We start from the raw sequence: 18,882 nt of genomic DNA on the forward strand, positions 1-18,882 counted from the left end.
TCGTCCGCTATTATACCACGTTTTCTGAAATAATACTACTGATTTTCGTAATCAGCAAATCAATGGCAACCACGTTGTGGCCGCCCTCGGGAATGATGACATCCGCATAGCGCTTACTCGGCTCAATAAACAGATTGTGCATATCACGGACAGTGGAGGTATACTGCTCCACCACTGACTCCAGCGTTCTTCCCCGCTCGTTCACATCCCGCAGCAGTCTGCGGATAAAGCGGATATCCGCATCGGTATCCACAAAGATCTTGATATCGCACAGATTACGCAGATCTTCATTCTCCAGTACAAACAGTCCTTCAATAACGACAACATCACTCGGTTCGATTTCCTCAATGACCTCACTTCTGGTATGATGTACAAAATCATACGTAGGCTTACAGATGGGCTGACGCTGTAGCAGCCGCTTCAGCTGCGCCACGAGCAGCTCATTATCAAAGGCGAAGGGATGGTCGTAATTCGTCTTGACACGCTCCTCCATCGTCTTCTCACTTTGATCCTTGTAATAATCGTCCTGACGGATAATCACAACAGAATTTGTATCCTCATAATGCTCCTTCAGCTGTGCGGAAATGGAGGTCTTACCGGAAGCACTTCCTCCCGCAATACCGATCAGTATGGTTTTCTTCATGGTCTTCACCTACTTACGCAGATTATACTTATCGATATTCGCTTCCTGCTCATCCAGCGTTCTTGCATAGTACACCTTACCGTCCCCATAGATATCTGCTACAAAATACAGGTAATCATTCGCTTTTGGATGAAGCACAGCCTGGATTGCCATCGCCCCCGGATTCAGAATCGGTCCAATCGGCAGCCCGGCATTTTTATATGTATTGTATGGAGAGTCAATGTGCGTATTGACCTCGCAGTCCTCACCGGATGTCATATCATCATACAGTGCATAACAAACCGTAACGCTGCTGTCCAGGGTCATTCCCTGCTTCAGACGATTCTGGAAAACACCGGCAATCATTTCCATATCTTCCTTCGTGCTTGCCTCGTATTGTACGATGGAAGCAAATGTGATAACCTCCTGCATGCTCATGCCGCTTTTTTTGATATCAGCCGCATACGGGGCAATCGCTTTCTGGAACTGATCCAGGAAGGTTTCTGTTATCTGCTTAGCTGTCGCATCCTTATGGAAGCTGTAGGTCTCCGGATACAGATAACCCTCAAGCTTCACCTTATACTGTGCATTCAAAATATCCTTGCTTAAAAATGAATATTTTTTCAGCAGCGTGTTCAGATAGGCGTCATCGTTCCACAGTGTGAGCAGTTCCTTGGCCTTGACGCCTGTCTGCTTTTCAATCAGAGCAGCCACATCCTTTGCCCACATACCTTCCTTAAAGGTGATTTTGATATCATCCGCATTCGCCTGCTTGCTGTCATTCAGCGTTTCCAGTATTTTCGGAGTGTCCCACCTTGCATCCAGCTTGAAATTACCGGCCTTGATATCGCTGAGTCCATGGAATTTCATATACAGCTTGGCAACGGTTTTATTACGAATCAGCTCCTGCGTTTGCAGCTTATCCAATACCACCTCACTGGTTTCTCCCGGCTGTACCTGGAAAGAGGTTGGCGTTTCCCTGGAGGCCACCGCCTTCAATCCGGTCTTATAGTATATAAATACGGAAAGTGCTGCCGCAAGTACAATGCACACACTGACGAGGGCAATCAGCACCTTCTTATTCTTCAACTGCTTCTTCATCTTCCTGGAAGGCTCCTATCACTTCTTCAATCATCTGCCATTCCGCATCGCTTTCTACCGGAATAAGATTCCCATCATCATCGTAGGCGGAAGCAAACACTTCTCCCTCCTCTTCCTCAGGATCCATGAATACCACATATTTCTTAGCGTGGTTGTCATCCTCAAAGGTAAACAGAATTTCCATCCGCTTTTCGTTTCCGTTTTCATCTGTCACATACAGACTGCTTGAATCTAACATCGCTTTTTCCTCCTATAAAGGGGCTCTTGCAAGCCCCTAGTTTTTACTGTCAAGATAGCTTTGCAGAATTTGTACTGCCGCCATCTGATCAATGATTTTTTTACGTTTCTTGCGCGATACATCCGCAGAGATTAAAATCTTCTCCGCCGCCACCGTTGTCAGGCGCTCATCCCACAATACCACTTCAAGTCCGAGAGCTTCCAGCTTTTCCTTAAACATCAGGGAAATCTCTCCCCGTATGCCTACATCCCCGTTCATGTGCTTCGGCAGACCGAGAACCGCGGTTTTCACCTGAAATTCCTTTATGTATGGTTGTACCTGCTCGCATGCGGCTTCATAATCATCACTTTCAAAACGGATGGTTTCCACCGGGCGTGCGATCATGCCCAGTGCATCACTCACACTGACACCCAGTGTTTTACTGCCAAGATCCAGACCCAGTATGCGCATCACTTATCTTCTTCCAGGTAAGCTCTTACCAGCTCTTCTATGATCTCATAGCGTTCCACACTCTGAATGATCGTACGTGCATTGTTGTGAGATGAAATATATGCCGGGTCGTTGCTGATCAGATAGCCTGCCAGCTGATTCACTGAATTATACCCTCTCTCGTCCAATGCCTCTTTGACTAAGCGTAATACATGCTTGATATTGTCTCTTTTTAAATCATCCGATTTAAAAGACATGGTTTCCGTGATATCTCTCATAGTATTACCTCCTTTTGTTTTCTTCCTTTATTTTATCCTACTTTATACAAAATTGAAAGCCTTATGACAGCATATTTTTGATTAAATGCAGTGCTTCCTCCACCTTAGAAGCATCTTTTCCGCCGGATTGCGCCATATCCGGACGTCCGCCGCCCTTTCCGTCACAGACAAGAGCCGCTTCACGGACAAGATCACCGCACTTGATACCGCCACTTACAGCAGCCTTATCCGCACCGGCAACAAAGGTGACCTTATCGCCATGGACACTCGCAAGGAAAACAACGCAGTTTTCTCTCTGGGAGCGAATATTGGAAACAATATCCTTCATCGCTTTTGCATCCGCACCATCCATGCGCTCAATCAGCACCTGGCGTCCATTCAGCTCCTGCATATGATTGACAAGATCATTCGCCTTCAAGGCAAACATGGATGCCTGCAACGCCGCAAGCTCCTTCTTCAGCTGTACATTTTCCTCCAAAACAGATGCAACCTTTTCTTCCACCTTGGAAATCCCCTTCAGCTTCAGATCGGACGCAACCGCATGCAGCGTGTCATCCTCCTTCGCGAATTCCGCATAGGCATCATACCCTGTCTTGGCCGTGATACGGCGAATACCGGAGCCGATGCTCTCCTCACTGATGATCTTGCAGACACCGATTTCCTGTGTGTTATTCACATGACAGCCGCCGCAGAATTCCTTGGAAACATCTCCCATGCTGACAACGCGGACAACATCTCCGTATTTTTCATCAAACAGTGCGGTCGCTCCGCTTTTCTTTGCTTCCTCAATCGGCATTTCCACCTTGCTGACCGCATAATGTCCACTGATATACCGGTTTACCAGGCGCTCGATTTCCTTCAGCTGTTCCTCGTTCACCTTTTCAAAATGCGTAAAGTCAAAGCGCAGATATTCCTCACTGACAAAGCTGCCGGCCTGCTGTATATGACTACCCACGATCTGCTTCAAAGCACTCTGTAAAAGATGCGTACAGGAGTGATTGCTCGTAATGATATCGCGCTTTTTCTCATCCACCTGCAGCTTTACTGCATCCCCTACACGCAGCTCGCCTTCCTTAATGATGACATGGGACAAATGCTGCTTATGCGGAGCCTTGATTGTCGTATCCACGACAGCCTGTACACCTTCTGCGCATATCGTACCGCTGTCACCAACCTGACCGCCGCTTTTCGCATAGAAGACCGTTGTATCAAACACCGCATCGCCTTCATCACTGATGGCATCCACCTTCACACCGTCCTGAAACAGTGCAATCACCTTCGCAGAGGTATGGCGCACATCGTAGCCGATGAAGCTGCTCTCCTGCGTGAACTCCATCAGATCAATGGACTGGCTTCCCATGGACTCCGCATCTCCGCGGGCAGCACGGGCACGCTCTCTTTGCTGCTGCATCTCGGCGTCAAAGCCGTCCTTGTCCACTGTATAGCCGCTTTCCTCCGCGATTTCCACAGTCAGCTCCAACGGGAACCCATAGGTATCATACAGCTTAAACGCAGTCTTGCCGTCAATGACACGGCTTTCCTTCATTTCTTCCATTACCTGTAACAGCAGTCTTTCCCCATCTGCCAGTGTTGCATGGAAGCGCTCCTCCTCAGCCTTTACAAGACGCGCAATATAATCCAGCTTTTCCTCCATGTACGGATAGAAATCCTTCGTGATATCATAAACGACAGGAACCAGCTTATACATAAATGCTCCCTGAATGTTCAGCTTCTTCGCAAACCGTACTGCACGGCGCAGAACACGGCGCAATACATAGCCTCTGCCCTCATTGGAGAACAGCGCCCCATCTGCCAGCGCAAAGCTTACGGTTCGGATGTGATCGGCAATCACGCGGAATGCCATTTTATGTTGGGCATCTGCATAACGCGCATCGGTATACGCTTCTGTCGCATGAATGATTGGCAGAAACAAGTCTGTATCAAAATTGGTTTCTCCACCCTGTACCAGCGCAACAAGACGTTCCAGTCCCATACCGGTATCAATGTTTTTCTGCGGCAGCTCCTTGTAATCCTTACGGTCAAGCTCCGGCTTACAGTCAAACTGTGAGAACACGACATTCCATACCTCGATGTAGCGATCATTCTCCAGCTCTTCGAAGAACAGACGTTCTCCAAGACCCTCCGGATCATATGCCTCACCGCGGTCATAGAAGATTTCACTGTCCGGTCCGCCCGGACCTTCTCCAATCTCCCAGAAATTATCATCTGTCTTCAAAATGTGGGAAGGATCCACCTTACACACCTCGGTCCAGATCCGGTAAGCATCCGCATCATCCGTATACACGGAAACATATAGCTTCTCCTTTGGAAAACCAATCCATTTCGGACTAGTTAAAAACTCCCATGCAAAAGGAATCGCCTCCTCCTTGAAATAATCTCCGATAGAGAAATTCCCAAGCATTTCAAAGAAGGTATGGTGACGTGCCGTCTTTCCTACATTCTCGATATCATTGGTACGAATGGACTTCTGTGCATTCGCAATCCGATTGTTCTTCGGCTTTTCACTTCCGTCAAAATACTTTTTCAAAGCCGCAACTCCGGCATTGATCCAAAGCAGCGTTGGATCGTTGTGAGGAACCAGGCTTGCTCCTGGCTCAATCATATGTCCCTGACTTTTAAAGTAGTCCAGAAACATCTGACGAATCTGACTTCCTGTCAACTGTTTCATATTTGCATCCTCCTTATAAGCATAAAAAAACGCTCCCGAATCCAGGAACGTATAGTATACGCGGTACCATCCCAGTTCACCCATGTACAGAATTCCACAGGCACACTCACTTACTCTTTTAACGCCAGATACGCGCAGAACTCCAAAGCAGCTTCCATTCTTCACCATGAAAGCTCACACCTGCCGCTTCCTCTCTTGAATGGTTATCCGAATGTACTCCTCTTTTTCATCGTCCTGATGAACGTTATCATTATAACAAAATCCAAAAGACAGTGCAAATCTTTTATCATAATTTAAGCATAATTTAATCATAATTCTCCTCCTGCATCGCCTCATCAAAATCCTGCCAGATATCCTCCCATTCTCCAATCTTATCGCTGGTCTTGGAATGCAGCCAGCTGCGAAAGGCAATCTGTGCAATTGCCGCAAATATCGGTGATAAAATAACACCGACAACCCCAAAGAGAGCTTCGGATAGAAAGATAAAAACAAAGGTTAGGATTGGACGCACATGCATCGTACGGTTGAAAATCATCGGTTGAATGAAATTGGATTCAATCTGCTGTATCGTCCATACGATAGTAAAGGCCAGAAACGGAAAAACCGGATAGCTCAGGGCACCGACAATAGCAATCAGAATCAGACCGAACGTCGCCCCCACATAGGGAAACAGGTTCAGTAATGCAAGAATGACTGCATACAGCAATGCATTGGGAAAGGTAAAGATATAAAGCGTGATACCCACCGTGACAACAATAAACAGGATATCGAGAAAGGTTCCAACCAGATACTGGTATACAATATTACTCATTGTTAGATAAAAGGTGGAAAATTGATGCAGGTTGGGAATCACCTTTTTTGCTGTACGCTTCCAGAAATCCAAATCAATGGATATGAAAAATGCGGTGATGTATGCAATTCCATAATTCGTAGCAGTATGCATCGTATTACGCAAAGAATCGATAACGATAATATAGCCCTCCTGCAAATATTTCTCCTTCAAAGTCTCCAAATTACCGATAGCGATGTGATAGCGATCCAGAAATCCCTCCAGATGTCTCATCCACACCGGCACCACTTCTGCAAAATCCATAACCTGCTTATAAATAATGGGAATCATTCCGATAACAAAGACAGCAAGAACAAGCGCAATTCCAATATATACGAGCATGACGGCAAGCTTTTGAGAAACATGCTGCTGCAAGCGGTCAATCAGAGGCTGCAGCAGAAAGGCAATGACAATCCCCATCAGGACCGGCAGACAGCTTTTATAAATATCAACAATCCAATCATACAGCTGCAGCTGCTTCAACAGTAAAACCAGCAACAGAAAAGCGGCGAGAGGAACAAGCAGCTTCCGGCAGCCACGTGCCAGTGAATCCAGAACATGCGATACTTTCATAAAAGAAAAACCCGCGACGGGGTTAATCCAGATCCATACAATCACACAGGTGATCGTAGGTCTTATGCATTTTTTTCATAACTTTTTTCTTTTTCCTTCTGGATTCACGGCAAAGATCCTCAATGCCCTCTTCCTGACTGTAACCGATATACATACCGACAGCCAGGCCCATCAGGCCTGCGACAACACACTTGTTCATAGTATCACTCCTATCACTGATAGTATGGATACTGTCCTGTCTGTTATCCCATCATTTCTTTTATTTTTTCCTGCAGTGTACTCCTACGCACATGGCGGTCCTCCACGCGCAGCGCATGCAGGAACACCTCCTTATCACCGAGCAGCACCAGACTTCGCTTTGCTCTGGTAACACCGGTGTAAATCAAACGCTTCTGCAGCATATAGCGATAATCCTTTACTATCGGCATAATGACAATTGCATATTCACTGCCCTGTGCCTTGTGGATGGAGGTCGCATAGGCATGCGTGATATTGTAAATCTGTTCCCCGCTGTATTCAACAAGAACACCGTCAAAATCCGCCGTGATGCAGTTTTTCTGATGCACGTTGTCATCGCGGTAGCTGATTTCGATGATTTCTCCGATATCTCCGTTGTACACCTCATCCTCCGGCTGATTCTTCAGCTGCAGAATCTTGTCATGCTCACGGAACAGACGATAGCCTACCTTCAGCTCTTTTTTATATGAATCGGATGGATTCATCATTTTCTGTAGGGCATTGTTCAAAGCATCAATACCGGCAACACCGCCATACATCGGCGCCAGCACCTGTATTTCCTTTGGATCATAGCCCTTGTCCAGTGCATTGGATACCACACTCAGAATCAGATCCCGAACCTCATAATTCTGACAGGGGAAAAATGCGATATCCTTTGCATGGTCCAGAATATCAGCCGAGCCCTCCCGAATCTGGTGTGCCAGTGTCACGACATCACTTCCCTCACTCTGACGGAAAATCTTATTCAGACGTACCAGCGGAAAACAGGCGCTCTCAATCAAATCCTTCAAAACACACCCGCAGCCGACACTGGGCAGCTGATCCTCATCTCCAATCACAACAATTCTTTTCACCATGCGGCAGGCTCTCAACAGGTGATAGAACAGCCACTGATCCACCATGGAAAATTCGTCAATAATCAGTAAATCAGCCTGAATCGGGTCCTTATCGTTCACCAGAAAGGTGTTCGTTTCCAAATCCCACTTCAGCAGGGAGTGAATCGTCGTTGCCGCCGTTGAGCTCAGCTCACTCAGCCGTTTGGCTGCCCGTCCGGTCGGAGCACACAGCGCTATTGTATCGGATGGATAGTAGCGCTGATATAAATCCAGGATACCCTTTACAATCGTCGTTTTTCCGGTTCCCGGTCCGCCTGTCAGAATCAGAAAGGGCTCTTTGAAAAAGGCAGTAATCGCCTCCTTCTGTTTATCTTCATAGCGGATATGAAATTTTTGTTCCATAATCCCGATATCCTCTACATCAAATGAAACTTCCTCTTCTGACTCACGATAAGGAAACCCAGCAAGAAAGGAAGCAATGCCGTTTTGCGCATCATATTGTGTATGATGATATATGCGGCCATCCTCAATCATGATCAGGCGATCCAGCTCCAGCTCCTCCAGATAGGGAGCAATCTCCACAGATGCATCAAATTCCTTACAGAACCGTTTCTGTATCTGTTCCAGCGTTGTATAGGTATCCCCGCTTGCCATACATAAATCCAGCACACAGGATAATATGACAGCCTTGATGCGGTAGGGATGATCCTCCGCAAACGCCAGCTCCTTTGCCAGCTTATCCGCAGTTTTAAAGCCGATCCCGTCGATTTCCTCAATCAGACGGTATGGGTTTTCCTTAACCATGGAAATCATCGCTTCGCCATAGGCAGCCTCCATCTTCATGATGGTTTTGACACTGATTCCCATTCGCGTAAAGAAAACAACAGAGTCATCTGCCTCTTCATGCTCCATGATTCCCTGAATGATGGAGGCACGCTTTCTTGCGTTTAACGTTGTAATCTGTTTCAAAGTCTCCGGATTTTCTTTTATGATTTCGATGGCATCCTCTCCAAGCGCTTCTACGATGGACTTCGCTGTCTGCGCTCCTATTCCGGGAAACAGAGAGCTGGAAAAATAACGGATCAGTGTACTTTCATCGTTCGGCATCATTTTCTCATAGGCCGCAACCTGAAACTGCATTCCATAGCGGGGATGATCCACATAATCCCCATGCAGCTTGTACAGCACATCCTCATTCAGCTCACTGAAATATCCGGTTGCTGTAAAATCTTCTTCATTTGCATCATAGGTAACAAATTTCGCAACGGTATATCCATTGGTATCATTGCGAAAAATTGTATGCAGATGCTTTGCTTTCAATATGATTTCTTCTTCATCCATTCACTTACCTCAGTTATTCTTATAAAAGCATAAAAAGCATGGATATGATATTATTTCCTGCATGTACCATACCGGGTACCAGACAGGAAGAGCTTTTTTCATATCCGTAGGCCAGAACCATTCCGATTCCGGCATATACAAGCAGATAGCTGACATCCACCAGATTTCCTGCAAGAAGTGAATCCACGATATGGATGGACCCAAACAGGATACTGCTGATGATTGCAGCTGTCCAAAATCCGATTCTGCTTCGCAGGCAGGAAAAAGCCCCTGCACGAAACACCGTTTCCTCAATAATCGGCGCAAATACACACGTTGACAAAATTGTCATCAGTGGTAACACTGTACTGGCATTGCGAATCTCTTCCTGATTGACGCTGTTTCCAGTCTGCGTCAAAAGTCCAATCAGCAAAGACAGCAGCATATTTACAGCCAGAATGACCACAATCAGATAGGCACTCATTTTCAGATTCGCCCCTGTATTCCTGCGAAATTTCATCCAGGAATCCCGTAGAACCGGCCACGCAAGCAAGATGGCTACACCGGCAGTAAATACGTAAATCAGGAGCTGCACCCATGGCAGCAGAATCGTTGCCCCAGGTTGAACGGCAAGCGTAATTTTTGTCGCAACGATACGGTATACATACAGATAGCCTGCAAAATAATGCACAAGCAGGGCAAGCATACGCCCAATGGATAAGCTGTAAACAGCTGGTTTAGTTTCCATTATTGACTCTCCCTGCGATACGGTGCTGCAAGCTGATCCCTTCCTTGAATACATCCTCAATCACTCCCCCGCCCAGGCATTCTTCCTTCTGATAAAATACCGCTTCCTGGCCTGCTGTCACAGAGCTGACCATTTGCGGATAGCGCAAAAACACAGTGGTTTCATCTATGAAGCGCAGGATAACATCATTATCCGGCTGCCGGTACCTAAATTTCGCCGTACAAACATAATCCCCCTGCGGCCTTTCAGAGGAGAACCAGTTGACACCGGATACAATGCAGCTATCGGAATGCAGCCAGTCACTTTCACTCCCGTTTGTCACATACAAAATGTTTTTTTGTACATCCTTGCCAACCACAAACCACGGTCCGCGATTGCCTCCAATGCCAAGACCCTTTCGCTGTCCGATCGTATAGTACAACACACCACTGTGTCTTCCAACGACCTCCAGTGTTTCAATATCCATAATATCTCCATCCCGGCTCGGCAAATAGTTCTTTAAAAATTCCTTGAAATTGCGTTCTCCGATAAAGCAGATACCTGTAGAATCCTTTTTCTCTGCAACACTGTTCAACTCCATGCGCTCTGCAATTTCGCGCACCTCTTGCTTTTCCATATGTCCGACGGGAAACATGGAGTGCCGCAGTGCATCCTGCGAAACCTGACAGAGAAAATATGTCTGATCTTTATTATTGTCAGCACCCCTAAGCATGCGGGATTCCTCAGCGCTATGATCCACCTGAGCATAATGACCCGTTGCCAGGGTATCAAAGCCAAGCCTTCTTGCATAGTCCATAAAGGCATCGAACTTTATATACTTATTACACAAAATATCCGGATTTGGTGTTCTTCCTTTCCGATATTCCTCCAGAAAATACGTGAATACATGATCCCAGTATTCCTTTACAAAATCCACGCGAAGCAATGGAAGCCCCAGCTTATCCGCAACCGCCTTGGCATCCAGATAATCCTGTTCCTGCGGACATACATCATCCTGAATCGTAGGATTTCCCATGATATCATTATTTGCAAAGGAATCCCAGTTCCGCATAAACGCACAGGTCACATCATATCCCTGCTCCTTCAGCAGATATGCCGCAACAGCAGAATCTACCCCACCTGATAAACCTAATAACACTTTCTGACTCATATTCATCACCTGTCTTTTCATAATACCATCAGTTTTTATTCTTTTAAATCATGTTCAATAAAAATGATATGTTCTATTATAGCATGGAATTGCTATATTAGTTGAATGTTCCCAATTTTTTTCAATGCTGCTTCCTTGGGATTTCACAATACAGCTTTCCTTAAACCTATATATTTTATACCTACGGTATGCTATGCATTCCTGATACCTGACGCTTATAGCAACAAAGAAATTCCAAACAAAAAAAGACCCATCCAAAGATGAGTCAGATTACCTGGCAGCGTGCTATCTTCACTGGAGCCAGTCCAGATATTGTCGCCGCTGATATGCTTAACTTCTGTGTTCGGGATGAGAACAGGTGTGTCCACATCGCTATCGCCACCAGATCACTTTGAGGTCTACCCCTCAAAACTGAATAACAGTTGACAGTTTCTTTTTGTACCATCTGGTACGTGTGATTAAGTCCTCGACCTATTAGTATCAGTCAACTCCATGTATCGCTACACTTCCATCTCTGACCTATCCACCTCGTCGTCTTCAAGGGGTCTTACTTCGTTTTACGAATGGGAGATCTCATCTTGGAGTAGGCTTCGCGCTTAGATGCTTTCAGCGCTTATCCCTTCCCTACTTAGCTACCCAGCTATGCTCCTGGCGGAACAACTGGTGCACCAGCGGTAGGTCCATCCCGGTCCTCTCGTACTAAGGACAGCTCTCCTCAGATCTCCAACGCCCACAACAGATAGGGACCGAACTGTCTCACGACGTTCTGAACCCAGCTCGCGTACCGCTTTAATGGGCGGACAGCCCAACCCTTGGAACCGAATTCAGCTCCAGGATGCGATGAGCCGACATCGAGGTGCCAAACCTCGCCGTCGATGTGAACTCTTGGGCGAGATCAGCCTGTTATCCCCAGGGTAGCTTTTATCCGTTGAGCGACGGCCCTTCCATTCGGCACCGCCGGATCACTAATCCCGACTTTCGTCCCTGTTCGACTTGTTTGTCTCACAGTCAAGCACGCTTCTGCATTTGCACTCGTCGATTGATTTCCATCCAATCTGAGCGTACCTTTGGGCGCCTCCGTTACTCTTTAGGAGGCGACCGCCCCAGTCAAACTGCCCACCTGACACGGTCCCTCACCCAGTTCATGGGTGCAGGTTAGAACTTCAATCAAACAAGAGTGGTATCCCAACAGCGGCTCCTCGTATACTGGCGTACACGTCTCACAGCCTCCCACCTATCCTGTACATCTTTGATCAAAATTCAATATCAGGCTACAGTAAAGCTCCATGGGGTCTTTCCGTCTAGTTGCGGGTAACCTGCATTTTCACAGGTACTAAGATTTCACCGAGTCTGCTGCCGAGACAGCGCCCAAATCGTTACGCCTTTCGTGCGGGTCAGAACTTACCTGACAAGGAATTTCGCTACCTTAGGACCGTTATAGTTACGGCCGCCGTTCACTGGGGCTTCAATTCATTGCTTCTCCTTGCGGATGACAAATCCTCTTAACCTTCCAGCACCGGGCAGGCGTCACCCCCTATACTTCGTCTTGCGACTTTGCAGAGAGCTGTGTTTTAGTTAAACAGTCGCTTGGGCCTCTTCACTGCGGCTCTCTTTTACAAGAGCACTCCTTATCGCTAACTTACGGAGTCATTTTGCCGAGTTCCTTGGCAACAGTTCTCTCGCTCACCTCAGGATTCTCTCCTTGCCCACCTGTGTCGGTTTTGGTACGGGCCGCTATGGAATTAATACTAGAAACTTTTCTTGGAAGCTGGCATCATGTGCTTCAGTACTTGCCCGAGGGCGTTCCCTTACCTATCACATCTTACATCCCGCTGACGCATTTCACTGTCAGCCTGCTATATGCTTCGACCACAATCCACTAAGTGGCTCACACTAGCCTTCTCCGTCATTCCTTCATTTCCATCGCGGGTACAGGAATATCTGCCTGTTTTCCATCCACTACGCCTTTCGGCCTCGCGTTAGGTCCCGACTTACCCAGGGCGGACGAACCTTCCCCTGGAATCCTTGGGCTATCGGTGTGTAGGATTCTCACCTACATCTCGCTACTCACACCGGCATTCTCTCTTCCATGCTCTCCACTGCTCCTTACGGTACAGCTTCTACGTGCATGCAACGCTCCCCCTACCACTTGCATTACTGCAAATCCGCAGCTTCGGTAGTATGCTTAGCCCCGGTACATTTTCGGCGCAGGGTCACTCGACTAGTGAGCTGTTACGCACTCTTTGAAGGATGGCTGCTTCTGAGCCAACCTCCTAGTTGTCTGTGCATCCCCACATCCTTTTCCACTTAGCATACATTTTGGGACCTTAACTGGCGGTCTGGGCTGTTTCCCTTTTGACCATGGACCTTATCACCCACAGTCTGACTGCCGAGTATGTCACCATGGCATTCGGAGTTTGATTATACTCAGTACCCCGGGATGGGGCCATCGTACATTCAGTGCTCTACCTCCATGCGACTCTACCTCGACGCTAGCCCTAAAGCTATTTCGGGGAGAACCAGCTATATCCGTGTTCGATTGGAATTTCTCCCCTAGCCACAACTCATCCGCCAACTTTTCAACGGGGGTCGGTTCGGTCCTCCATTCAGTTTCACCTGAACTTCAACCTGGTCATGGCTAGATCACACGGTTTCGGGTCTACATCATCGTACTGCCGCCCTATTAAGACTCGCTTTCGCTTCGGCTCCGTATCTTCTACTTAACCTCGCACGATAACGTAACTCGCCGGTTCATTCTACAAAAGGCACGCCATCACCCTTTAACGGGCTCTGACTTCTTGTAAGCATACGGTTTCAGGTTCTATTTCACTCCGCTCCCGCGGTTCTTTTCACCTTTCCCTCACGGTACTGGTTCACTATCGGTCACTTGGGTATATTTAGCCTTGACGGATGGTCCCGCCTGCTTCCGACAAGATTTCTCGTGTCTCGCCGTACTCAGGATACCACTAGGCTTCACATCGCTTTCAGTTACGGGACTTGCACCCTCTCCGGTCGGCCTTTCAATGCCGTTCTCTTAGCCTTGCTCTTGCCATCTCGTGGTCCTACAACCCCCAGATCAAGATCTGGTTTGGGCTCCTCCGCGTTCGCTCGCCGCTACTTACGGAATCATTCTTATTTTCTTTTCCTCCGGATACTTAGATGTTTCAGTTCTCCGGGTACCTCCCTCATGAGCTATGTATTCACTCATGGGTGACAGCTCATTACTGCTGCCGGGTTTCCCCATTCGGATATCGACGGATCTTTGTGTACGTACCACTCCCCGTCGCGTTTCGCCGTTTGTTGCGTCCTTCTTCAGTTCCAAGTGCCTAGGCATCCACCGTACGCCCTTATTCACTTAATCACATTAAGTTCAAAGCGTTCATTTCTTTGCTTAGGTTTTTGCTTGAGTTTTCTGTTTTGTTTAACTTTCTACTCGTGAATATCTATGTTTGTTTACAACTTTCGTTATAGACCTTCATATGTCTTCTGTTATTCAGTTTTCAAAGATCGACTTCTTTTTCGTTTGGAAGATCAGTCTTCCAAAACTGAACAGGAAATGTTCGATAACTCTTCTTTTGTACTTTCTCCTTAGAAAGGAGGTGATCCATCCCCCACGTTCCCGTAGGGATACCTTGTTACGACTTAACCCCAGTCATCGGTCCTACCTTCGACGGCTCACTCCTTACGGTTATGCCACCGGCTTCGGGTATTACTGACTCCCATGGTTTGACGGGCGGTGTGTACAAGGCCCGAGAACGTATTCACCGCAGCATGCTGATCTGCGATTACTAGCGATTCCGACTTCATGAAGTCGAGTTGCAGACTTCAATCCGAACTGAGACGACCTTTATGAGATTCGCTTCTTGTCACCAAGTCGCTGCTCTTTGTGGTCGCCATTGTAGTACGTGTGTAGCCCAGGCCATAAGGGGCATGATGATTTGACGTCATCCCCACCTTCCTCCGGTTTGTCACCGGCAGTCTCGCATGAGTCCCCAACTTGATGCTGGTAACATGCGACAAGGGTTGCGCTCGTTGCGGGACTTAACCCAACATCTCACGACACGAGCTGACGACAACCATGCACCACCTGTGTGATCCATAATTATCCCCCTATCTCTAGGGTATTTGTTTCCATGTCAAGGCCTGGTAAGGTTCTTCGCGTTGCTTCGAATTAAACCACATACTCCACCGCTTGTGCGGGCCCCCGTCAATTCCTTTGAGTTTCACACTTGCGTGCATACTCCCCAGGCGGAGAACTTATTGCGTTAACTGCAGCACTGAATTCCTCCAACACTTAGTTCTCATCGTTTACGGCGTGGACTACTAGGGTATCTAATCCTATTTGCTCCCCACGCTTTCGTGCCTCAGTGTCAGTTACAGACCAGGCGACCGCCTTCGCCACTGGTGTTCCTCCATATATCTACGCATTTTACCGCTACACATGGAATTCCATCGCCCTCTTCTGCACTCCAGCATACCAGTTTCCATAGCTTACAATGGTTGAGCCATTGCCTTTTACTACAGACTTAGTACGCCACCTACGCACCCTTTACGCCCAATGATTCCGGATAACGCTTGCCACCTACGTATTACCGCGGCTGCTGGCACGTAGTTAGCCGTGGCTTTCTGGTAAGCTACCGTCACTCCCATAGCATTTCCTCTATGAGCCGTTCTTCACTTACAACAGAGCTTTACGATCCGAAGACCTTCTTCACTCACGCGGCATTGCTCGTTCAGGGTTTCCCCCATTGACGAAAATTCCCTACTGCTGCCTCCCGTAGGAGTTTGGGCCGTGTCTCAGTCCCAATGTGGCCGTTTACCCTCTCAGGCCGGCTACGCATCATCGCCTTGGTGGGCCGTTACCTCACCAACTAGCTAATGCGCCGCAGGTCCATCCATGTTCACGCCTTGATGGGCGCTTTAATATACTGAGCATGCGCTCTGTATACCTATCCGGTTTTAGCTACCGTTTCCAGCAGTTATCCCGGACACATGGGCAGGTTACCTACGTGTTACTCACCCGTTCGCCACTAAGTCTCTTTGGAAGCAAGCTTCCTTGAAACTTCGTTCGACTTGCATGTATTAGGCATGCCGCCAGCGTTCATCCTGAGCCAGGATCAAACTCTCCATTTGATTTAGCTCTAACGCATGACTTGCGTTTGAATTTCATTTTTGTTATCGTTATACCGAGAATATTGTTTTCTCAAATAATTGACGTTTCCTGTTCAGTTTTCAAAGACCGAAATTTCTATTTCGTTTGCCGCTGTACTCATCAGCGCTCGTATATAATACAACGAATCATACCCTGTGTCAACAGCTTTTTTTTATTTTTTTGACTTTTTTGTCATAAATCAGCAAACTGTGTCACAACGCCTTCGATACGCCGCATGCGACAGCTGATTATCATATACCGTACAAACCTTCCCCATCGCCTATAGGATGGCGGATCCAGTGGAATAAGATCACGGTTTCGTAAGATCCAGTCTACTTTTCATTCACACAGGCGTTCCTTACCTGTTTCATCCGAAATACCACTTCATCACATGCAGCAGGATCACAACGGTAAAATTCTATATCTTTGCCGACTCGTTCCACTGTATCCTGTCTCTGCACTACCTGCTCTTCATCTTGCTTCCATAATTTTTTAAAGAAATCTTTTACCCTCATAGTATCTCTCTTTCCTCTATGTTTTACTGCATCCGTATTCTATATATAGAAGTATACCATACACAAGGCAATACCTATGGTAAAATCAGCTTCTTCCCCAATCTTGTAGTAGATTTTCACAGTTCCCTTTCCCTCTTTTGATGACATAATAAAAGGGCTCCTATACGATTGCTTAATATCCTATAAGAAACCCTTCTATATATCAGAATTGCAGGAAAGCTCTTTGGCATTCATTCCCTCTAACGGTTTATGCTTCCTTTTCCTCCAGTTGTGTTTGCTGCTTTGCTTCTTCCACATGTTCTTCATCCATGTTACGAAACAGCTTTTTGAAGAAGAGCACGAACATCGTTACCGTAGTCAGAACGGCCAGTATATCCGCGATCGGCTCTGCCAGAAATACTGCCATAACCTTATCCTCTATAAACATCGGAAGGATATAAATCAGCGGGATCAAAACGATAATTTTACGAAACATCGCAAGAAATGCTGAGGTTTTTGCGTTGCCAAGGGCAATAAAGGTTTGCTGACAGGCAATCTGTGCGCCAAACAGCAGGCAACCTCCCATATAAATGCGCAAAGCCCACACGGTAATTTCTGTTAGAGCGGGATCACTGGTAAATATCGCCGCAAACATATTCGGCACCACCATGGCAAGCAGCCAGAGTACAGCAGAGTAGGTCAGACAGCTGATCAGCAAAAGACGAAAGGCCTTTTTCACACGATAGGCATTGTTTGCTCCGTAGTTATAGCTGATAATCGGCTGTGCTCCCTGGGTAAAGCCGGATAGTGGCAGCATGGCAAACTGCATAACACTCGATAGTATCGTCATAGCACCGACTGCAAGGTCTCCCCCATACTTCAAGAGGGAAGAGTTAAAGCACAATACGAGAATACTTTCCGTTGATTGCATTATGAAGGGTGCCACACCTAAGGCAAGCGAGGGTAACAGCACCTTTGCTTTTATACGGAAATTGCTCATGCGCAGCTTCAATATCGTCTGCTTTCCCATCAGAAAGCGCATGACCCAAACGGAAGAAATACCCTGTGATATAACCGTGGCGAGCGCAGCACCCTGCACTCCCATATCGAAAACAAAAATCAGTATCGGATCCAAAATGATATTGGTGATTGCTCCGATTACAACGGTCAGCATACTGATTCTGCTGAAGCCCTGCGCGGATATAAAGGCGTTCATCCCAAGCGTAAGCTGGACGAAAATCGTGCCGGCAGCATATATGATCATATAGGACTGTGCATAGCCGATCGTATTCTCACTTGCTCCAAACATATAAAGCAGTGGTGTATGAAAACCGATGACAGCTATGGTAAGCACCAGAGCGGTGATGATCAGGGCACAGCAGCAGTTTCCGAGAATCTTCTCCGCCCCCTTGATATCCTGCTGCCCCATCAGAATAGAAGCACGTGGTGCTCCCCCCATTGCGACAAGTGCCGCAAAGGCGGATATAATCATGATAATAGGAAAGCTGATTCCGACACCTGTCAGGGCCGTTGCACCCACTTCCGGTATATGACCGATATACATACGGTCTACCATATTGTACAGAGCGTTAACCAGCTGTGATAAAATAGCCGGTACTGCCAGCATAAAAAATAATCTGCCAATGCTTTCCTTTCCCAAATCCACTTCTTTTGACATCTTCATTCATCATTCCTCCAATGTATGTTCGTTTGTTTCTATAATATTTTCGATATTCGCATTGATGCGATCAAAGGTCTGTAGGACGATATTTATATGCTCCTGTGGGATCCCCTTCAGAATGTGAGCTTCCACCTCGCTGCGTTTTTTCAAAAGCACCTGAATGACCTCCTGTGCCGCTTCTGTCAGAAACAGGTGCTGTATACGCCGGTCACTATTGTCTGTTTCTATGTATACATATCCCTTTAGCAGCAGGGATTCAATCCCTCTGGCAACCAGCCCCTTGGATATACCAAGAAATGCACTCAGCTCCTTTGCCGTATTGATTGTACGATTGTTGGATAGGAAAATCAGAATATCCACTTCGCTGGGAGAGAGCTGGTAATGCTTCAGCTCAGGCGCACTTATTCTGGCATAAACCTTACGAAAAGCCGCACAACGCTTTACAAGTGTTTCCAGATTGGTATGTTTGAGCATGTCATCACCTCCATTAGTTTACTTGTAAACG

Annotated in this window: 14 protein-coding genes, 3 rRNA genes and 1 other annotated feature; all 17 genes read right to left on the bottom strand. The window is 47.0% G+C overall.

Annotated elements, in window-relative coordinates:
* Positions 1 to 10 precede the first annotated feature (10 nt).
* On the bottom strand, positions 11 to 643 hold the full coding sequence (gene udk, locus G4D54_12125) for a uridine kinase (protein ID QJA03142.1): 633 nt from the start codon (positions 641 to 643) through the stop codon (positions 11 to 13).
* Positions 644 to 652: 9 nt separating this feature from the next.
* Positions 653 to 1,723, bottom strand: a complete 1,071-nt coding sequence (gene mltG / locus G4D54_12130; protein ID QJA03143.1) for an endolytic transglycosylase MltG — start codon at positions 1,721 to 1,723, stop codon at positions 653 to 655.
* On the bottom strand, positions 1,701 to 1,961 hold the full coding sequence (locus G4D54_12135) for a DUF1292 domain-containing protein (GenBank protein QJA03144.1): 261 nt from the start codon (positions 1,959 to 1,961) through the stop codon (positions 1,701 to 1,703). The genes mltG and G4D54_12135 overlap by 23 nt, the downstream gene beginning before the upstream one ends.
* 36 nt (positions 1,962 to 1,997) lie before the next feature.
* Complete coding sequence (gene ruvX, locus G4D54_12140) at positions 1,998 to 2,411, bottom strand: Holliday junction resolvase RuvX (protein ID QJA03145.1); 414 nt, start codon at positions 2,409 to 2,411, stop codon at positions 1,998 to 2,000.
* Entirely contained in the window at positions 2,411 to 2,668 is a 258-nt protein-coding gene (locus G4D54_12145) for an IreB family regulatory phosphoprotein (protein ID QJA03146.1), read from the bottom strand. Before G4D54_12145 ends, ruvX begins: the two co-directional genes overlap by 1 nt.
* Before the next feature lie 61 nt (positions 2,669 to 2,729).
* A complete protein-coding gene (gene alaS, locus G4D54_12150) occupies positions 2,730 to 5,357 on the bottom strand; it encodes an alanine--tRNA ligase (GenBank protein QJA03147.1) in 2,628 nt (875 codons plus the stop codon).
* A gap of 40 nt (positions 5,358 to 5,397) precedes the next feature.
* Positions 5,398 to 5,596, bottom strand: a binding site (T-box leader).
* Between the two features lie 65 nt (positions 5,597 to 5,661).
* On the bottom strand, positions 5,662 to 6,759 hold the full coding sequence (locus G4D54_12155) for an AI-2E family transporter (GenBank protein ID QJA03148.1): 1,098 nt from the start codon (positions 6,757 to 6,759) through the stop codon (positions 5,662 to 5,664).
* A 22-nt stretch (positions 6,760 to 6,781) separates the two neighbouring features.
* Positions 6,782 to 6,958, bottom strand: a complete 177-nt coding sequence (locus G4D54_12160; GenBank protein QJA03149.1) for a hypothetical protein — start codon at positions 6,956 to 6,958, stop codon at positions 6,782 to 6,784.
* A 43-nt stretch (positions 6,959 to 7,001) separates the two neighbouring features.
* Entirely contained in the window at positions 7,002 to 9,173 is a 2,172-nt protein-coding gene (locus tag G4D54_12165) for an ATP-dependent RecD-like DNA helicase (GenBank protein QJA03150.1), read from the bottom strand.
* Between the two features lie 19 nt (positions 9,174 to 9,192).
* Positions 9,193 to 9,900, bottom strand: coding sequence for a CPBP family intramembrane metalloprotease (locus G4D54_12170; GenBank protein QJA03151.1), 708 nt, complete (start codon positions 9,898 to 9,900; stop codon positions 9,193 to 9,195).
* Positions 9,890 to 11,050: a tRNA 2-thiouridine(34) synthase MnmA gene (gene mnmA, locus G4D54_12175; GenBank protein QJA03152.1), complete on the bottom strand. Its 1,161-nt coding sequence runs from the start codon at positions 11,048 to 11,050 to the stop codon at positions 9,890 to 9,892. The genes G4D54_12170 and mnmA overlap by 11 nt, the downstream gene beginning before the upstream one ends.
* Positions 11,051 to 11,322: 272 nt before the next feature.
* Positions 11,323 to 11,436 (bottom strand): 5S ribosomal RNA (gene rrf / locus G4D54_12180).
* 67 nt (positions 11,437 to 11,503) lie between these two features.
* Positions 11,504 to 14,414: ribosomal RNA gene (locus tag G4D54_12185) — 23S ribosomal RNA — on the bottom strand.
* Between the two features lie 219 nt (positions 14,415 to 14,633).
* Positions 14,634 to 16,183 (bottom strand): 16S ribosomal RNA (locus G4D54_12190).
* Together the 16S, 23S and 5S rRNA genes form the textbook arrangement of a ribosomal RNA operon.
* A 351-nt stretch (positions 16,184 to 16,534) precedes the next feature.
* Entirely contained in the window at positions 16,535 to 16,717 is a 183-nt protein-coding gene (locus G4D54_12195; protein ID QJA03153.1) for a hypothetical protein, read from the bottom strand.
* 247 nt (positions 16,718 to 16,964) lie between these two features.
* Positions 16,965 to 18,380 (bottom strand): MATE family efflux transporter, encoded by a 1,416-nt coding sequence (locus G4D54_12200; protein ID QJA03154.1) that lies wholly within the window; start codon positions 18,378 to 18,380, stop codon positions 16,965 to 16,967.
* Between the two features lie 3 nt (positions 18,381 to 18,383).
* Complete coding sequence (locus G4D54_12205) at positions 18,384 to 18,851, bottom strand: MarR family transcriptional regulator (protein QJA03155.1); 468 nt, start codon at positions 18,849 to 18,851, stop codon at positions 18,384 to 18,386.
* Positions 18,852 to 18,882: the final 31 nt, after the last annotated feature.

Source organism: [Clostridium] innocuum, assembly GCA_012317185.1.
Lineage (GTDB): Bacteria > Bacillota_I > Bacilli_A > Erysipelotrichales > Erysipelotrichaceae > Clostridium_AQ > Clostridium_AQ innocuum.